Consider the following 13,477-nt stretch of genomic DNA (forward strand, 5'->3'; position numbering starts at 1 on the left):
CATCCTCCGCCACACCTGCGGCCCCGGCCCCGGAACGGACGTCTCCGGCCGTCTCGGCAGGGCGTCCGGGACCCTGGTCCTAGGACCATCTGACCACCCGCCGCAGGACCCGCCGGCCGATGCCATGAGCTGCGCGGATTCCTACCGTCGAAGGCATGACCGCAGCGAGCACGGCGAACACGGCACTGATCACCGGGGCCTCCCGCGGGCTCGGCCGGGACCTGGCCGGTGCACGATGACCACCGTGCTCCAATCCGATCATCCGGCACCGCCGCCCGGCACCGGGACCAAGCCGCGGGAAGCCGGGCTCCGGGCCACGACGCTGGGAATCGTCCTGGTCGTCACGCTGCTGGCGTTCGAGGCCATGGCCGTCGGCACGGTCATGCCGGTGGTCGCCGGCGACCTGGACGGCCTGTCGCTGTACGCGTGGGGCTTCAGCGCCACCCTGATCACGAGCCTGCTGTCCACCGTCCTGGCGGGCGGCTGGATCGACCGGGCCGGCCCCGTTCGGCCGTTCATGATCGGCCTCGGGACGTTCGTCGCCGGGCTGGTGATCGCGGGCGCGGCGCCGTCCATGTGGCTGTTCGTGGCCGGGCGCGCGGTGCAGGGCCTCGGCTCGGGCGTCGCGATCGTCGCGATGTACGTCGTGATCGCCCGCGTCTACCCGGAGGATCAGCGCTCCCGCGTGTTCGGGATGCTCGCCGCGGCGTGGGTGCTGCCGTCGCTGATCGGCCCCGCGGTCGGCGGCGTCGTCGCCGAGCACGCCGGCTGGCGATGGGTGTTCCTCGGGATGATCCCGCTGGTGATCCCGACGACGCTGCTGCTCGTCCCGGCACTGCGCGGCATCCGGGCCGTGGACGCCGCTCCCGCCGCCGGCAAGGGCCGTTATCTCGCCGCGATCACCGTGTCGGCGGGCGCCGGAATCCTCCTGTACGGCCTGGACGCCCCCGGCTGGACGATGGCGGCCGCCGTCGCCGCGGGGGTCGCGGGCCTCGCGTACGGTCTGCCGAAACTCCTGCCCGCCGGGACGCTGCGCCTCCGCCGCGGGCTGCCGAGCGTCATCCTCGTCCGGGGCCTGCTGTCCGGCGCGTTCTTCGGCACCGACGTGTTCATCCCCCTGGCGCTGACCCGGCTGCACGGCTTCAGCGCCACGCAGGCGGGGATCGTGCTGACGGTCGGCGCGCTCGGCTGGTCGGCGTCGGCCCAGATCCAGGCCAAGTCCAAGCGTTCCCGCGCGTTCTTCACCCGCCTCGGCGCCGTGCTCGTCACCGCCGGGATCATCCTCACCGTCATCGCGCTCCAGCTCTCCGGCTGGCTCGCCGTCCCCGCGTGGATCATCGGCGGCGCCGGGATGGGGTTCGCGATCAGCAGCCTCTCCGTCCTGCTCCTCGACCTGTCCCCCGAGGGCGAGCAGGGCGTCAACTCGTCCTCGCTGCAGATCAGCGACACCCTCGGCTCCTCCCTCGTGGTCGGCGTCGCGGGCGCGCTGGTCGCCGGCTTCGGCGGCGCACGGCTCGACACGGGCCTGGCCGTCGCCGGGGCGCTGTTCGCCGTGATCGCCGCCCTCGGCGTGATCGCCGCACTCCGGCTGGAGGCCCGCGCATGACCGTCGACTTCACCCTCCCCCCGTCCCTGGAGGCCCACGAGCCTCCCGAAGCGCGCGGCCGGACCCGCGACGGCGTCCGGCTCCTCGTCTCACGCCGCGCCACCGGAGAGGTCGCCCACCACGAGTTCCGCGACCTGCCCGCGCTGCTCGACCCGGGCGACCTGCTCGTCGTCAACACCTCGGCCACGCTGCCGGCCGCCGTCCGGCTCGACCGGATCAGCGTCCACTTCTCCACCCCGGTGCCCGGCGGCGGCGACCGGGTGTGGCTCGTCGAACTGCGGCGCCTCACCGGCAAGTCCAGCAGCCCCTACCCGGGGGGCCGCCCCGGCGAATGGATCCCGCTGCCCGGTGGCGCCACCCTCACCCTGGTGGGGCGGCACAAAGGCGGTTCCGGGGGGCGTGGGGAGTCGTCCCCCCGCAGCACGTCGGAGCGTCTCTGGGAGGCCAGGCTCAGCACCGATGTCGTCCCGTATCTGCGGCGCCACGGGACACCGATCCGGTACGGGTACGTCCGCTGCGACTGGCCGGCCGCCGCGTACCAGACCGCGTTCGCCCACGACCGGACGACCGGCGGCGCCGAAATGCCGAGCGCCGCACGGCCCTTCACCCCCGAACTGGTGACCCGGCTCGTCTCGCGCGGCGTCCTCATCGCCCCGATCACCCTGCACACGGGCGTCGCGGCCCCCGGGGCCCACGAACCCCCGTACGCCGAACGCTACGAGGTCCCCGAACCGACGGCCGCGCTGGTCGAGCACGTCCGCGCCCGCGGCCACCGGGTGATCGCCGTCGGCACCACCGCCGTTCGCGCCCTGGAGACGTCCGCGGACGCCGCCGGGCACGTCCGGGCATCCCAGGGGTGGACCGAGCACGTCGTGACCCCCGAGCACGGCGTACAGGCCGTCGACGGCCTCCTCACCGGCCTGCACGAGCCCCGGTCGTCCCACCTGATGATGCTCACCGCCATCGCGGGACCCGGCCTGCTCGCCTCGACCTACAAGGCCGCCCTGGCCGGACGCTATCTCTGGCACGAGTTCGGAGACGTCAATCTCCTGCTGCCCGACTAGCCCCGCCGTCTTGCATGCTGGACCTGGCGCACGTTCCCCGCGTCGCGGCCGGTAACGTGGTGAACAGTTATGGACGGGTCAGCACAGCGCACGCTCCTCATCACACTCACCGGACGCGACCGCCCCGGCGTGACGTCGCGTCTCTTCCGGACACTCGCGGAGTTCCCGCTCACCGTCGCCGACGTCGAACAGGTCGTGATCCGCGGGCGGCTCGTCCTCGGCGTCCTGCTCGCCTACAGCGAAGGCGCCGACATCGGCCGGGTGTGGAACGCCGCCGAACGCGTCGCCAACGACCTCGACATGGAGATCGAGCTGTCCACGGGCCGCAACAAGCGGATGCCGAAGCGCAGCGGCCGCCTCCACGTCACCGTCCTCGGCGCCCCGCTGAAGCCCGCCGCCATGGCCGGCATGGCCGGGCGGATCTCCGCGCACGGCGCCAACATCGACCGCATCGAACGGCTCGCGCAGAACCCCGTCACCTGCATCGAGATGGACGTCTCCGGTGCCGACCCCGACGCCCTCCGCGCCGCCCTCACCGCCGAGGCCGCCGAGCAGGAAGTGGACGTCGCCGTCCAGCAGAGCGGCCTGCACCGCCGCGCCAAACGGCTGATCGTCATGGACGTCGACTCCACCCTCATCCAGGGCGAGGTCATCGAACTGCTCGCCGAGCACGCCGGCTGCCTCGACGAGGTCGCCAAGGTCACCGAGGCCGCCATGCGCGGCGAACTCGACTTCGAGGGCTCCCTCCGCGAACGGGTCGCGCTCCTCGCCGGGCTCGACGCGTCCGCCATCGACGACGTCCGCGACGAGCTCCGCCTCGCCGCCGGCGCCCGCACGATGGTCCGCACCCTGAAGCGGCTCGACTACAAGTTCGCCATCGTCAGCGGAGGCTTCACCCAGGTCACCGACGGCCTGGTCGACGATCTCGGCATCGACTACTCCGCCGCCAACACCCTGGAGATCGAGAACGGCAAGATCACCGGCCGGGTCTCCGGCCCGGTCATCGACCGCGCCGGCAAGGCCGCCGCCCTTGAGCACTTCGCCAAGGAAGCCGGCATCCCGATCAGCCAGACCGTCGCGATCGGCGACGGCGCCAACGACCTCGACATGCTCCAGGCCGCCGGCCTCGGCATCGCCTACAACGCCAAACCCGTCGTCCGCGAGGCCGCCGACACCGCCGTCAACGTCCCCTACCTCGACACGATCGTCTTCCTCCTGGGCATCTCCCGCGAAGAAGTGGAAGCCGCCGACGCCGCCGACGAGTGTTGATCCACGTTCGGCCTTAGTGGGCGATCACCTGGGTACAGGTGGGAGGGCGGGGTTGCGGGCCGCCTGAAGTGTCGAGGAAGAGGCGGGCGATCGGTGCTGCAGCGGGCCGGGGAGGCTTACGCCCGGATCGGTGGGCGGGCGGCGCCGATGTACGGGTTCGCCGCGGCGCTCGCCATGGCGGTGCCGCTGTTCGTCGGGGCGGTGACCGGGCACGGCGCGCAGGGGTCGATGATCGCGCTCGGCGCGTATCTGGTCGCGTTGCGGGCGCCGGAGGGACCGTACGGGGCGCGGGCCCGCGACCTCGCGGTCGGCGTGCTCGTGGTGGCGGTCGGGTCGGCGTTCGGCGGGCTGCTGAGCGAGACCGCGTGGCTGCCCGTCTTCGTCGTCCCGCCGCTGATCGCGCTGGGCGTCGCCGTCCCGCGGATCGGTTCGACGGCGGGGCTGGCGGTGCTGCTCAGCGCGGTCCGGCCGCCGTCCGACGTCATCCTCATCGGGATACTGGAGCTGATCGGCGGGCTGATCATCGCCGGGCTGCTGCTGGCGCCGTGGCCCGCGCGGCGGCTGCGTCCGCTGCGGGCGGCGCTGAGCGAGACGGCGGACGCCGTCGCGGAGGCACTGGACGCCGTGGCGCAGGACGTCGCGGCACCGGACGGCAGCCCGCTCGACGACGTCGAGCTGACCGACCCCGATCTGCTGGCCGTCACCCGCATCCCCGACTGGGAGGCCAAGCGGCGGGCGGCGTCGGAGTCGCTGACCGCGGCACGCGCCACCTACGCGCTGTACCGGTCCGGACGCGGGCGGACGGAGCCCACAAGGCCCGAACGGCTCATCGAGGCGCTCGGACGCGTCCTGCACGAGACGGTGACGCTCCAGGCCGTCCTGGAGGCCGCGAAGAACTATCCGCCGGACCGCGAATGGCAGGAGGAGGCGCAGACCGCGATCTCGGCGCTCGCGGCGCGGCTGCGGCTGCTGTCCGGCGCGGTCGCGAGCGCGGGCGAGGCGCCGCTCGGCCGGGAGGAGTCCGCCGCCGTCCGCCGGATGGGACGGGCCGCCGAACACATCAGGCGCGCGGGTCTCGCCGGGGACGAGGACCTCGTCGCGGTCGCGCTGATCGGGCAGGTGCGCCGGTCGATCGACCGCATCACCGGCGAGGTCGCCTCCACCCGCCGCCTCGTCGCGGGCGGGCTCCGGTTCGGGCTCGGCCCGCCCCGGCTCCCCGAGTTCGACCCGGCGCCGGTCTGGGCGCGGCTCCGCCGCGCCGTCGCCACCCGCTCGCCGATGTTCCGGCAGGTGTCGCGCGTCTTCCTGACGGCCCTGGTGACGATGGCGCTGGCCGCCGCGCTGGACCTCGGCTACGGGCACTGGATGACGATCACCGCGATGCTGAGCCTGCGCGCCACCTACGGCGAAACCGTCGAACGGCTCGTCCAGCGGGTCGGCGGCACCGCCGCCGGGTCGGCCGTCGCAGCCGTCATCCTGACGCTCGCGCCGGGGCCGCCGGCCATCGCGGTGATCGTCTTCTGCTTCGCGGTGGCGGGTTTCGCGATGCGCGCGGTGAACTTCGCCTACTGGGCCCTGTTCGGGACGCCGCTCGCGATGATGCTGCTGGACTTCTCCACGCCCGCCGACTGGGTCACCGCCGGCGAGCGGATCCTGCTGACGTTCGCCGGGACGATCATCGCGTATCTCGCCGTCCGGCTGCTGTGGCCCGCCGGGCACCTCGAACGCCTGCCCGTGCAGCTCGGCCGGCTCCTCGACCGGCACGCCGGCCTCGTCCGCGCGACGGCGGACGTCCTCGCCGGTGAACGCGTCCGGCTGCCGCACGACACGATCGTCACCGCGGAACGGTCCGCCGAGGCCGTCGCCGCGACCCGGACGCGGCTCGGCCACGAACGGGTACCCGACACCGAGCTGATCGCCGAGCTGGAGACCGTCGTTGACGCCGCGCACCGCACCCGCGACCGCCTGATCACGGTCGCGAAGCTGTCCCGCGAGGAGGCCGTCGACACCGGGCCGATCCCCGAGATCCTCGACCGCCTCGCCGACCAGCTGGAGGAGACCGCGGGACTGCTGGAGGATCCGGAGCCGCCCGACCCGGAGGCCGCCACGCCGGCGGAGGAGATGAGCGAGGAACTCGCCGACCTCGACACCCACCTGTCCAAGCTCACCCGGCGGCGCCGCGCCGAGATCACCTCGGGTGTCGGACGGGACGAGTTCACCCCGCTCCGGCACGCCCTGCTCCAGGTGTCCGGCACCCGGCACACGATCCGGATGCTGCGCGAGGACGCCGGGACGGTCATCGAGTCGTCGCTGACCGCCGCCGGATCCCGCCGCTGACGTCAGTCCTTCGGGGTGTGGGTGGCGCGGAGCGTCCCCGCGCCGTGACGGACGTCCGTCCACGCGCCCGGCAGTTCGATCACGGCGAACGCGCATGTCGGGAAGCTGTCCGGCGCGCTTCCGGTCAGGTCGTGGACGAGCTGGTGCACGGACGGGTTGTGCCCCACCAGCAGCAGCCGTCCGACGTCGTCCGGGGTCTGGTTCACCAGTGTGAGGATCCCGCCGGGGTCGTTGCCGTAGATCCCGGACTCGAAACTCACCTCGGCGTCGACGTCCAGCAGGGCCAGCGTCTCCCGCGTCCGCGCCGACGTGGAGCACAGCACCAGTCCGGGGACGAGGTCGTTCGCGCGGAGCCAATCCCCCGCCGCCGCGGCGTCCCGCCGGCCGCGGTCGTTGAGGGTGCGGTCGAAATCGGCGATCCCCAGCCCCGCGACGGCCTTGGCATGGCGTAGCAAGATGAGCGTCGGCATACCGATCAGCCTAGCCCTCGCCGATCGCACGCCCGCGGGGTGCGGGTGGGGGCTACGGGGCGACCATGGCCGCCAGGGCCCAGAGCACCAGCATGATGCCGAGCATCCCGCCGAGCACGATGGCGAAGCCCTTGGCCCCCGACATCGTCGACTTGCCGCCGCTCGCCACAGCGCCTCCCGCTTTCGGTCCACTCCGGTACGTACAGCGTATGGCCGGTCCCGGGCGGACGTGACAGGACCCCGGGCATGCGGAAGGGCCGGCGGCTCGTCGCCACCGGCCCCTCCGCCCCGACAGGCGGGTCCGCCCGAACGGTCAGCCGTTCTTGGCGGACGACTCCTCGTTGCCGGACTCGGCCGTGGCGCCGCCCGAGTCGGCGCCGACGGCCGCCTCCTCCGGGGAGCCCTCCTCGACGGCGCCGCCCTCGGCCTCGCCGCCCTCCGTGGCGGCCGGGCCGGGTGCGCCGCCTTCGACGGCCGGCTCGGCGATCGGGTCGGCGCGCCGCTTGGAGATCACGATGGCGGCCACCACGACGCCGACGGACACCACGGTCACCACGACGCGCAGCAGGGTGTTGCCCGCGTACGTGACGACCGCGTCCGCGATCAGCAGCGCGACCAGGTTCATCACCTTGATCAGCGGGTTGATCGACGGACCGGCGGTGTCCTTGAACGGGTCGCCGACCGTGTCACCGATGATCGTGGCCTCGTGCGCGGGGCTGCCCTTGCCGCCGAGGTGGCCCTCCTCGACGAGCTTCTTGGCGTTGTCCCAGGCGCCGCCGGAGTTGGCGAGGAACACCGCCATCAGCACGCCGGCGGCGATCGCGCCGCCCAGGTAGGCGCCCAGCGGCGCGTACCCGAGCGCGAAGCCGACCGCGATCGGAGTCAGGATCGCCAGCAGTCCGGGGGTGGCGAGCTCGCGCTGCGCGTCCCGGGTGCAGATGTCCACGACCCGGTCGTAGTCGGGCTTCTCGGTGTAGTCCATGATCCCGGGCTTGGTGCGGAACTGCTCCCGCACCTCGACCACGACCCGTCCGGCCGCCCGGCCGACCGCCATGATGGCCAGGCCGGAGAACATGAACACCACGGCCGCACCGATGATCAGCCCGATCAGCACGTTCGGGTTGTCGATCGACAGGCTGAACACACCGAAGTCGCCGAGTGCGTCCTTGGCCTCGTCGGACGCGTCGTTCAACGCCGAGATCACCGTCGTCCGGAACGAGCCGAACAGCGCGGTCGCGGCGAGCACCGCCGTCGCGATCGCGATGCCCTTGGTGATCGCCTTGGTGGTGTTGCCGACCGCGTCCAGCCGCTCCAGGACGGACGCGGCCTCACCCTGGACGTCCCCGGACATCTCGGCGATGCCCTGGGCGTTGTCGGAGACGGGACCGAACGTGTCCATCGAGACGATCACGCCGACGGTGGTCAGCAGGCCGGTGCCGGCCATCGCCACCGCGAACAGCGCCACGGTGGTGTTGCCGAAGCCGAGCAGGAACGCCCCGTACACGGCGCCGCCGATGACGAGCGCGGTGTAGACGGCCGACTCCAGGCCGAGCGAGATGCCGGACAGGATGACGGTCGCGGGCCCCGTGCGGGCGCTGTTGGTGACCTCCTGGACGGGCTTGCGGTTCGTCTCGGTGAAGTAGCCGGTCAGCAGCTGGATCGCGCTGGCCAGCACGATGCCGATGAGGACCGCGCCGATCGCGACCCAGCGCGGGTTGGCGTCCAGGTTCTGGATCGCCGTGTCGGTGACCCCGGTCAGGTCCGCGAACGACGAGGGCAGGTACGCGAACGCGGCGATCGCGACGAGGATCGCCGAGATCCCCGCCGAGATGAAGAAGCCACGGTTGATCGCCGTCATCCCGGACCGGTCACCGGACCGGGGCGTCACCGCGAAGATGCCGATCACCGCGGTGATCACGCCGATCATCGGCACGATCAGCGGGAACACCAGGCCCTCGGTGCCGAACGCCGCGGTGCCCAGGATCAGCGCCGCGACGAGCATGACCGCGTACGACTCGAACAGGTCGGCGGCCATGCCGGCGCAGTCACCGACGTTGTCGCCCACGTTGTCGGCGATGGTCGCGGCGTTGCGGGGGTCGTCCTCGGGAATCCCCTGCTCGACCTTGCCGACCAGGTCGGCGCCCACGTCGGCGGCCTTGGTGAAGATGCCGCCGCCGACCCTCATGAACATGGCGAGCAGCGCGGCGCCGAAACCGAAGCCCTCCAGGACCTTCGGCGCGTCGCCCTGGTAGGCCAGTACGACGACCGCCGCGCCGAACAGGCCGAGGCCGACGGTGAACATTCCGGCGACGCCGCCCGTACGGAAGGCGATGCGCATCGCCGTCTTCTCGCCGCCCTCCTCGCGGGCGGCCGCGGCGACCCGGACGTTGCCCCGGACCGCCAGCCACATGCCGACGAACCCGGTGACGGCCGAGAACAGCGCACCGACGATGAAGAAGACCGACCGTCCGATCCGTTCCCCGGTCGAGTCGGCGGGTAGCAGCAGCAGTACGAGCGGGATCAGGACCACGAAGACCGCGACCGTTCGGAACTGGCGTTTCAGGTAGGCGCTCGCTCCTACCTGAACGGCCCGCGCGATCTCTTGCATCTTGTCCGTGCCCTGGCCCGCGGCCAGGACATCACGTACGAGACCCGCGGCGACGGCCAGTGCCAGCAGTGCGACCACGGCGACGACGACGACCAATGAGAGGTCGCCGCCGCCGAGATCCACGTCTGCGCTGGCCGGGCTTGACAGGGAAAGCCCAGACATCCGTCCTCCTCGACAGGGGTGTTGCGATCTCGACCGTCAAAAGACGATCTTTACCGCGTACCCCGCGAGTCATGATTTCGAACGCCCTCGCACGGCAACGCGGGTGCCGGGAGTCTACGCACGCGTAGGTCGAATGTTAAGGCCGAAGGGCCCTGGAAGCGGATGTCGCCAAAATGCAATGAACGGTACGCCGGAATTTCCCTGATAAGGCTGGCCAGGCGGCATGTGCCCAGGTCAGCCTGGGTTAGCTCTTTATTACCTCGCGGCCACATTGGCGTGCGCAGCGCGTCACGGGCGCATCGGCGAGGCCACCGGCGTCCTCATTTAAGCTAGCCATTAACACGAAATAAGTCCAGACCCAAATCGATCCGAACCGAGATCATCCCCCAGAGAATCTCACACCCTGAAACCCATCGGCCCCACGTGTCCCAAACCGGACACCCGACCCGCCAAGAGACGGCGAAGGCCCCGCCGGGGTCGGCGGGGCCTTCGGACGTCGGTGGGACGGGCGCGTGTCAGATGGTCGCCTCCGCCTCGGCCGGCCAGCTCATCCGTATCTGGACCCCCTTGGGCGTGGCGGCGATCTCCACGTCGTCGGCGAGCCCGGCGATGACGGCCAGCCCCAGCTCCGCGGTGCCCTCGCCCAGGGCGTAATCGAACTCCTCCGCGTCCGGGGCCGTGGGGAGGCCCCCCGCCGCGTCCTCGGAGACGGTGTCGCTGACGGTCACCTCGAAGCGGCGGTCGGCGCCGCTCAACTCCAGGCGGACGGGCTCGTCCGGGCAGTGCCGGCGATGCGCCTCCACGGCCCGCGAGCACGCCTCGCCCACCGCGAGCCTGACCTCGTCCAGCAACGGCTCGGCCACACCGCTGCGGCGGGCCACGGCGGTGACGATCAGCCGGGCGGTCCGGACATGGACGGGGAGCGCACTGAAGGACAGTTCAACGGTCGACATCTCAGCTACAGGCCGCCTACCTGGCGCCCTTGCGCTTCTCCTCGGCCTCGGCGATCGAGTCATGGATGCCGAAGACCTTGGTCAGCCCCGTGATCCGGAAGATCTTGAGGATGCGCTCCTGGGTGCACACCAGTTCCAGCGAACCGTCGTGGGCGCGCACCCGCTTCAACCCGCCGACGAGGACACCGAGGCCGGTGGAGTCGAGGAACTCCACCTTCTCCATGTCCACGAGCAGGTGGAACTTACCCTTGTTGACCAGGTCGATGAGCTTCTCGCGAAGCTTCGGCGCCGTGTAGACGTCGATCTCGCCCTCCACGTTGATGACGGTGAGGCCATCGTCAGTGGTGTAGTCGTTCACCTTCAGGTCCACAGATCCTCCAGCGCGCCGTGCAGCACTATCTGATCTCGATCGACCGAGCCAGCCGGGGCGGCGATTCGGCCATCGAGAGTTCGCCGTGATTCAACCACGCTCCGGCGTCGTGCACGCACGTTATCGCCCACACGGGCGAAAGTTCGCGCCATCCCGTCTGACCTGCTGATCCAGTGGCCAGGACAGGGGGACGGGCACACCGGCGCCGGGGCGTTCCCGTAGTTTTGCCCCGGCTGGCAGACTGAAAACCTGATGGGCGCCCAAAGATCTTCATCCCCCCTCGACCGGCTGCTCGCCGACCCCGCACGGCGCGAACGCATCACCCATGTGGAGAGCGTTCCCGCACGTCAGGGCCGTCGAGCCGACTGGCCCGCCTGGTCGCCGCCGCTGCTGGTCGAGCGGCTGGCCGCGACCGGGATCGAGGCACCCTGGCAGCACCAGGCCGCCGCCGCCGAACACGCCCGCGCGGGCCGCTCTGTGATCATCGCCACAGGGACGGCGTCCGGGAAATCCCTGGCCTACCTGCTGCCTTCCATCGAGGCGATCTACGCGAAGGATGAGAATCCTCGCCACGAGGGGACGATCCTCTACCTGGCGCCGACCAAGGCCCTCGCCGCCGACCAACTCCGCGCCCTGCGCTCCCTGCGCCTCACGCGTGTCCGCGCGGCGACCTACGACGGCGACACGCCGCAGGACGAGCGAACCTGGGTCCGGCAACACGCGAACTACGTGCTGACGAACCCGGACATGCTGCACCGGTCGATCCTGCCGAGCCACTCCCGATGGGCGTCGTTCCTGCGCCGCCTCCGCTATGTCGTCATCGACGAGGCGCACGGCTACCGCGGCGTCTTCGGATCGCACGTCGCGCACGTCCTGCGCCGCCTGCGCCGCCTGTGCGCCCGCTACCACGCCGACCCGACCTTCGTCCTGGCCTCGGCCACCACGTCCGAGCCCGCGGCCACCGCGTCCCGCCTCACCGGACTGGACGTCGTCGCCGTCGACGACGACGCCTCACCGCGCGGCCCGGCGACGTTCGCGCTCTGGGAACCGCCCCTCACCGAACTGCGCGGCGAACGCGGCGCCCCGATCCGCCGCACAGCCACCGCCGAAGCCGGCGACCTCCTGGCGGACCTCGTCGTCGAAGGCGTCCAGACGCTCGCGTTCGTCCGCTCCAGGCGCGGTGCGGAGTCGGTCGCGCTCAGCGCCAAGCGCGCCTTGCACGAGGTCACCCCCGCCTTGGCCGAGCAGGTCGCCGCCTACCGCGCCGGCTACCTCCCCGAGGAACGACGCGCACTGGAAGCCGCACTCCGCTCCCGTTCGATCATCGGCCTGGCGAGCACGAACGCCCTGGAACTCGGCGTGGACGTCTCCGGGCTCGACGCCGTCCTGGTCTGCGGCTGGCCCGGCACCCGCGCGTCCCTGTGGCAGCAGTCCGGACGCGCCGGGCGGTCCGGCCAGGCGGCACTCTCGGTTCTGGTGGCACGCGACGACCCGCTCGACACGTTCCTCGTCCACCACCCCGAGGCGATCTTCGGGACGCCGGTCGAGGCCACCGTGCTCGACCCCGACAACCCGTACGTCCTTGAACCCCACCTTTGCGCCGCGGCATCCGAGATGCCGCTCACCGAGGACGATCTCCCGCTCTTCGGCCCCTCCACCGCCGACCTGCTGCCCGACCTCGTCCGCCGGGGCCTTCTCCGCCGCCGCCCCGCCGGCTGGTACTGGACGCGCCGCGACAAGGCCGCCGCCCTGGCGGATATCCGGGGAGCGGGCGGTGAACCCATCCAGGTCGTCGAACTGGGCACCGGACGCCTCCTCGGAACGGTCGACGAGGCGTCCGCGCACACCACCGTCCACGAGGGCGCCGTCTACATCCACCAGGGCGACTCGTTCATCGTCCAGACCCTCGACCTGGACGACTCGGTGGCGCTCGTCGAATCGGCCGACCCCGACTACTCGACGACCGCCCGCGACGTCACCGACATCACCATCGTCGAACGGCTCCGCTCCACGTCGTGGGGCGAGGCCACCCTCTGCTTCGGAACCGTCGAAGTGACGCGCCAGGTGGTCGCCTACCAGATGCGCCGCCTGCAGACAGGCGAGATGCTCGGCGAGAAGCCCCTCGACCTCCCGGCCCGGACCCTCCGCACCCGCGCCGTCTGGTGGACGCTCTCCGACGCCCAGATCTCCTCTCTGGACAGGCTCGACCTGGCCGGCGCCGCCCACGCCGCCGAACACGCCTCGATCGGCCTGCTCCCCCTCTTCGCGACGTGCGACCGCTGGGACATCGGCGGCGTGTCCACCGCCGTCCACCCCGACACCGGGCTCCTCACCGTCTTCGTCTACGACGGACACGAGGGCGGTGCGGGCTTCGCCGAACGCGGCTACGCGGACGCCGCCGAATGGCTCCACGCCACCCGCGACGCGATCGCGTCCTGCGAATGCGACTCCGGCTGCCCGTCCTGCATCCAGTCCCCCAAATGCGGCAACGGCAACGACCCGTTGGACAAACGAGGCGCCCTGGACCTCCTCGCCATCCTCCTGGCCCAGGCCCCGGCCTGACCCCGGCGCCGCCGGCCGGGCGAACCCGTCGGCGCCGAGGGCTTCGGCAGGCGGTGACGGAGCGTCGACGGACTCA

9 protein-coding genes are annotated in these 13,477 nt (G+C 71.8%); 5 read left to right on the forward strand and 4 right to left on the reverse strand.

What is annotated here, in order from left to right:
- Nucleotides 1–235 precede the first annotated feature (235 nt).
- The 4 genes from ACGFIS_RS12840 (at nt 236) to ACGFIS_RS12855 (ending at nt 6,276) form a co-directional block, all read left to right on the forward strand.
- On the forward strand, nt 236–1,606 hold the full coding sequence (locus ACGFIS_RS12840) for an MFS transporter (RefSeq protein ID WP_392909624.1): 1,371 nt from the start codon (nt 236–238) through the stop codon (nt 1,604–1,606).
- Nucleotides 1,603–2,670, forward strand: a complete 1,068-nt coding sequence (locus tag ACGFIS_RS12845; protein WP_392909629.1) for an S-adenosylmethionine:tRNA ribosyltransferase-isomerase — start codon at nt 1,603–1,605, stop codon at nt 2,668–2,670. The genes ACGFIS_RS12840 and ACGFIS_RS12845 overlap by 4 nt, the downstream gene beginning before the upstream one ends.
- A 69-nt stretch (nt 2,671–2,739) precedes the next feature.
- The gene (gene serB / locus ACGFIS_RS12850) at nt 2,740–3,939 is read left to right on the forward strand and encodes a phosphoserine phosphatase SerB (RefSeq protein ID WP_392909633.1); all 1,200 of its coding nucleotides are present in this window, start codon (nt 2,740–2,742) and stop codon (nt 3,937–3,939) included.
- 93 nt (nt 3,940–4,032) lie between these two features.
- Complete coding sequence (locus ACGFIS_RS12855; RefSeq protein ID WP_392970675.1) at nt 4,033–6,276, forward strand: FUSC family protein; 2,244 nt, start codon at nt 4,033–4,035, stop codon at nt 6,274–6,276.
- 2 nt (nt 6,277–6,278) lie between these two features.
- Here the strand turns inward: ACGFIS_RS12855 and ACGFIS_RS12860 are convergent, their stop codons facing one another.
- The 4 genes from ACGFIS_RS12860 to ACGFIS_RS12875 form a co-directional block, all read right to left on the reverse strand.
- Nucleotides 6,279–6,746, reverse strand: a complete 468-nt coding sequence (locus ACGFIS_RS12860; RefSeq protein WP_392909641.1) for a SixA phosphatase family protein — start codon at nt 6,744–6,746, stop codon at nt 6,279–6,281.
- Nucleotides 6,747–7,059: 313 nt separating this feature from the next.
- A complete protein-coding gene (locus tag ACGFIS_RS12865) occupies nt 7,060–9,516 on the reverse strand; it encodes a sodium-translocating pyrophosphatase (protein ID WP_392909645.1) in 2,457 nt (818 codons plus the stop codon).
- Between the two features lie 515 nt (nt 9,517–10,031).
- Nucleotides 10,032–10,469, reverse strand: coding sequence for an ATP-binding protein (locus ACGFIS_RS12870; protein WP_392909650.1), 438 nt, complete (start codon nt 10,467–10,469; stop codon nt 10,032–10,034).
- Between the two features lie 16 nt (nt 10,470–10,485).
- The gene (locus ACGFIS_RS12875) at nt 10,486–10,839 is read right to left on the reverse strand and encodes an STAS domain-containing protein (protein WP_392909654.1); all 354 of its coding nucleotides are present in this window, start codon (nt 10,837–10,839) and stop codon (nt 10,486–10,488) included.
- Between the two features lie 252 nt (nt 10,840–11,091).
- Here ACGFIS_RS12875 and ACGFIS_RS12880 point away from each other — a divergent pair, with 252 nt between their 5' ends.
- Nucleotides 11,092–13,401, forward strand: coding sequence for a DEAD/DEAH box helicase (locus ACGFIS_RS12880; RefSeq protein WP_392970678.1), 2,310 nt, complete (start codon nt 11,092–11,094; stop codon nt 13,399–13,401).
- The last annotated feature ends 76 nt before the right edge of the window (nt 13,402–13,477 follow it).

This window comes from Spirillospora sp. NPDC048824 (assembly GCF_043198455.1).
In the GTDB taxonomy this organism is placed as follows: Bacteria; Actinomycetota; Actinomycetes; order Streptosporangiales; family Streptosporangiaceae; genus Spirillospora.

Excerpts from the sequence above, each read along its gene's own strand:
- ACGFIS_RS12870 (WP_392909650.1), bottom strand. The coding sequence starts at position 10,469 with ATGTCGACCGTTGAACTGTCCTTCAGTGCGCTCCCCGTCCATGTCCGG.
- ACGFIS_RS12840 (WP_392909624.1), top strand. The coding sequence starts at position 236 with ATGACCACCGTGCTCCAATCCGATCATCCGGCACCGCCGCCCGGCACC.
- ACGFIS_RS12880 (WP_392970678.1), top strand. The coding sequence starts at position 11,092 with ATGGGCGCCCAAAGATCTTCATCCCCCCTCGACCGGCTGCTCGCCGAC.
- ACGFIS_RS12860 (WP_392909641.1), bottom strand. The coding sequence starts at position 6,746 with ATGCCGACGCTCATCTTGCTACGCCATGCCAAGGCCGTCGCGGGGCTG.
- ACGFIS_RS12865 (WP_392909645.1), bottom strand. The coding sequence starts at position 9,516 with ATGTCTGGGCTTTCCCTGTCAAGCCCGGCCAGCGCAGACGTGGATCTC.
- serB (WP_392909633.1), top strand. The coding sequence starts at position 2,740 with ATGGACGGGTCAGCACAGCGCACGCTCCTCATCACACTCACCGGACGC.
- ACGFIS_RS12845 (WP_392909629.1), top strand. The coding sequence starts at position 1,603 with ATGACCGTCGACTTCACCCTCCCCCCGTCCCTGGAGGCCCACGAGCCT.